Here is a 3895-nt window from a genome sequence, read left to right as displayed (position 1 = left end):
CCTCCGGGTCGGTGGGCGGACGCGTGCCGCGCGCGCTGCGGGCGATGGCGGTGGCGACGCCGCCCGGATGGACCACCGTGACCCCGAGCCCGGTCCCGGCATATTCGTGCCGCAGGGCCTCGGTGAAACCCCGGACCCCGAACTTGCTCGTCGCGTAGGCGACCTGGCCCGGCGGGGCGATCAGCCCGAACAGGCTCGACAGGTTGACGATCTGGGCTGCCGGCCGATCCTTCAGCATCGGCAGGAAGGCGTGGCACATCCGCACGACGGCGCGCAGGTTGATGTCCATCAGCCACTCGAAATCTTCGAGATGCGACTCGTCGAAACGGCCGCCGAGCGCCACGCCGGCGTTGTTGATCAGCACGTCGAGGCGGCCGAACCGGTCCGCGGCCCAGTCCGGAAGGTTTTTGATCGCCTCCGCGTCGGCGAGGTCGAGGGCCAGGGTTTCGACCGCGGCACCGGCCGCGCGGGCCTTGCCGGCGACGGCATCGAGGCCCGCCACATCGCGGTCCACCAGCAGCAGGCTGCAGCCCTTGGCGGCCAATCCCTGCGCCAGGGCGGCGCCGATGCCGCTCGCGGCTCCGGTGAGGAGCACGACCGCGCCGGCGAGTCGGAATGTCTGGGCCAAGCTGCGCCCCCCTTTGGGTCACCCGGTAGGCCGGGATCGGCGGTTCGGGATAGCCCCGGCGCCCGGCATTGTCTAGGGTGAGCACCCTAGGCCGGGAGGGGCAGGATGGCGCGGGGCCACGACAGCAGGGTGCAGGAAGCCGGTCCCGGCCGGGGTGCCGGCACGCGCGACAGGATCCTGGCGCAGAGCCTCGCGCTGTTCAACGATCGCGGTCTCGGCCGGGTCACCACTGCGGAGATCGCCGCGGCGTGTGGCATCCGCGAGGGCAACCTGCAGTACCATTTCCCGCGCAAGAGCGGTCTCGTGGAGGCGCTGTTCGCGGTCTTCGAGGTGGAGGCGGAGGCGGTGGCCGGGCGCCTGCCCACCGACCCCTCCGCCCCGGAAGCGCTGCTGGCCTACCAGCGGGGCTGGTTCGACCTGATCTGGCGCTATCGCTCTATCTACCGCGATGGCATCGCCATGGTGGAGATCGCCCCGGCCCTGCGCCCGCGGGTCCATGCCCTGCGGGGGCGGACCCAGGCGCTGGCCCGTGCCGTGTTCGAGGCGGCGGTGCGGGCCGGGCGTCTGCGGATCACACCGGAGGCACTCGGGCGGCTCATCGACAACGCCTGGATCGTGTCGAGCCACTGGATGAGCCACCGGCTCCAGGGCGGCACCGCGCTGTCCCAGGCCGACCTCGACTGGGGCTTCGCGCAGGTCCGCGACCTGTTCGCCCCCTACCTGGTCACGGATCGGCAGGGCTGAGAGGCCCGTGGCCCGAACCTTCCATCTGCGCGGCCACGCTCGAACCCGAAGGACGCGATGCTCGACCGACTGATCCATGCCGGCCTCTCGATCCTGCTGCTCCTCGCCATCGGCGCGCTGTTCTCGACGAACCGGCGGGCGATCCGGCCCCGGGTCGTGCTCAGCGCCCTGGCATTGCAGGTGGGCCTCGGGGCGCTGGTCCTGTTCCTACCAGCCGGGCAGGCCGCGCTGAGGGCCGCCGCCGACGTGGTGGTGACGGGGCTCTCCTACGGCGACCGCGGCACGGCGTTCCTGTTCGGCGGTCTGGTGGAGCCGAAGATGTTCGAGCTGTTCGGCGGCTCGGGCTTCATCCTGGCCCTGCGGGTGCTGCCGCAGATCCTGTACGTCTCGGCCCTGATCGGGGTGCTGTACCATCTCGGCGTGATGCAGGCCCTGGCGCGTGGCCTCGGCGCCGGGCTGCGGCGGATCCTCGGCACCTCGCCGATCGAATCGTTCTCGGCGGTGATCACCATCGCGATCGGCCAGAGCGAGATCGCGGTGGCGCTGCGCCCGTTCCTGCCGCTGCTGACGGGCGCCGAACTGTTCGCCGTGATGTCGAGCGGCGCGTCCTCGACGGCGGGGTCGATCCTGGCCGGCTACGCGGCGCTCGGCGTGCCGATGACCTACCTGCTCGCGGCCTCCGTGATGGCAATCCCGGGCGGCCTGCTCTACGCCAAGATCCTGATGCCTTCGACCGAGCCGACCCGGATCGCCACCACCCGGGTGGAGTTCGGCGAGTCCCGGGCCGCCAACATCATCGAGGCGGCGGCGGACGGCACCCAGAAGGGCCTCGTCGTCGCGGTCTCGGTGGGCGCCATGCTGATCGCCTTCGTCGGGCTGATCGCCCTGGCGAACGGGATCGTCGGCTATGTCGGCGGCCTCGCCGGCTATCCGGGGGCGTCGATCGAGGGCGTGCTCGGCTGGGCGCTCGCCCCGCTGGCCTGGCTGCTCGGGGTGCCCTGGGAACACGCGGCGCTCGTCGGCGGCGCGATCGGCCAGAAGATCGCCTTCAACGAATTCCTGGCCTACGCTAACCTGTCGCCGACCCTCGGCGCCGGCACCCTCGACCCGCTCTCCCAGGCGATCGTCTGCTTCGCCCTGTGCGGATTCGCCAACCTCGCCTCGATCGCGATCCAGCTCGCGAGCTTCTCCAGCCTCGTCCCGGAGCGCCGCTCCGAAGTCGCCCGCTACGGATTGCGAGCGATTCTCGCCGGGACTCTGGCGAACCTGACGAGCGCGGCGATCGCCGGGTTGTTCGTGGGGTGAGGACAGAAGACGAATGATGACGGCGTCGTGCATCGATTCTGTGGACGGAATTTTACCGTCTCATCTCATGCTTAACGACTGACGAAACGGCTATTCATGAGCATATCTGCGCATAAATGATCGCTAGAAAATAAATAATTACAATTTAATTCGCAGGTTTATTGATCAAATCACCGCAGAATTGATTTTCACATATATAACTGTGCGTTCAATACGAATATATAGATCAAAAACATGATTGTCGCGACATCAATCGACACATCCACCAGGTGGCTGATCGATCTGTTTCCGCACGCGGCGAGCACGGTCATAATGATCTGTAACCGTCTGCGTGAAAACGATAATTGGTTTCCAGCCTACGGCGCCACCGACCAGAACCTCTGCCGGTTGAACAGCATGTCCCGGGTCCCGACCGTCGGCCCCTCGGCCGGTTTGGCGCAATCGGGCTCGCGCGGTTTGGCCACCGCCGCCAGGGTCGCGACGACGGGGGCCGGCTTCAGGCCGAGGCGCGCCTGGACCTCCGGCTGACGGGCCGCCGCGATGGTGAGCACGGCGGCGATCAGGCCGCCGGCGACGGTTCCGAGGAAGAAATTCAGCATCTCTGACGCGATCCGGTGACCGGCTTGGTGGGGCCACAGTCTCTGGTCACTGTCCAACCCGGCGGGAACATGGCGGACCTGTTGCTCACGCGGCCTTAACACTTGATCTGCGACAGCTGCACGCAAGCCCGCCGGTGTGGCAGGTGCGATGACGGGGCTGGACCGCCTATGAACTACGCCGCCAACGCCTATGCCCGGACATCCCGGTCCGCGCTGACACCGCGCGAAGCCGAATCCGCAGTCCTGCTCAAGGCGGCCCAGCAACTGATCGGCGCCAGCCAGGGGATCGCCGACGGGGACACCAAGCGCCTCAACGAGGCCCTGTCGTTCAACCAGCGCGTCTGGACCATCCTGGCCACCGAGGCGACCGCCGACGAGAACCCGCTGCCGGCCGATATCAAGCGGGGCATCGGCAACCTGGGCGTGTTCGTGCTGCGGAGCTGCGTCGACACGATGATCGAGCCGACCCCGGAGAAGATCGCCACCCTCGTGGGGATCAACAACGAGATCGCCGCCGGCCTCCAGGGCAACCCGCGCTGAAGGCGGGCTCCGCTCCGGAAACGGGCGCGCTCAGGCGGCGGTGTCGGGCGCAGGCCGCTCGACCGTCGCGGCCTGGGCC

Annotated in this window: 5 protein-coding genes; 3 read left to right on the top strand and 2 right to left on the bottom strand. The window is 68.5% G+C overall.

Features of this window, described 5'->3' with window-relative positions; translation table 11 throughout:
* Nucleotides 1-628: SDR family oxidoreductase (locus FV228_RS22605; RefSeq protein WP_147856651.1), on the bottom strand; the 628-nt coding region annotated here is incomplete at its 3' end.
* Between the two features lie 105 nt (nt 629-733).
* Between FV228_RS22605 and FV228_RS22600 the strand changes: the two genes are divergently transcribed.
* Both FV228_RS22600 and FV228_RS22595 read left to right on the top strand, forming a co-directional pair.
* Complete coding sequence (locus FV228_RS22600; RefSeq protein ID WP_147856650.1) at nt 734-1372, top strand: TetR/AcrR family transcriptional regulator; 639 nt, start codon at nt 734-736, stop codon at nt 1370-1372.
* A 57-nt stretch (nt 1373-1429) separates the two neighbouring features.
* Nucleotides 1430-2677: a nucleoside transporter C-terminal domain-containing protein gene (locus tag FV228_RS22595; protein ID WP_147856649.1), complete on the top strand. Its 1248-nt coding sequence runs from the start codon at nt 1430-1432 to the stop codon at nt 2675-2677.
* A 356-nt stretch (nt 2678-3033) separates the two neighbouring features.
* Here FV228_RS22595 and FV228_RS22590 read toward each other — a convergent pair whose 3' ends face one another.
* Nucleotides 3034-3276, bottom strand: a complete 243-nt coding sequence (locus FV228_RS22590) for a hypothetical protein (protein ID WP_147856648.1) — start codon at nt 3274-3276, stop codon at nt 3034-3036.
* Between the two features lie 168 nt (nt 3277-3444).
* On the opposite strand from FV228_RS22590, the gene flaF reads away from it, so the two are divergent.
* Nucleotides 3445-3816: a flagellar biosynthesis regulator FlaF gene (gene flaF / locus FV228_RS22585; RefSeq protein WP_147856647.1), complete on the top strand. Its 372-nt coding sequence runs from the start codon at nt 3445-3447 to the stop codon at nt 3814-3816.
* Nucleotides 3817-3895: the final 79 nt, after the last annotated feature.

The organism is Methylobacterium sp. WL18, assembly GCF_008040015.1.
In the GTDB taxonomy this organism is placed as follows: Bacteria; Pseudomonadota; Alphaproteobacteria; order Rhizobiales; family Beijerinckiaceae; genus Methylobacterium; species Methylobacterium mesophilicum.
The sequence above is the reverse complement of the archived record's forward strand: the minus strand, read 5'-3'. Positions and strand labels throughout refer to the sequence as shown.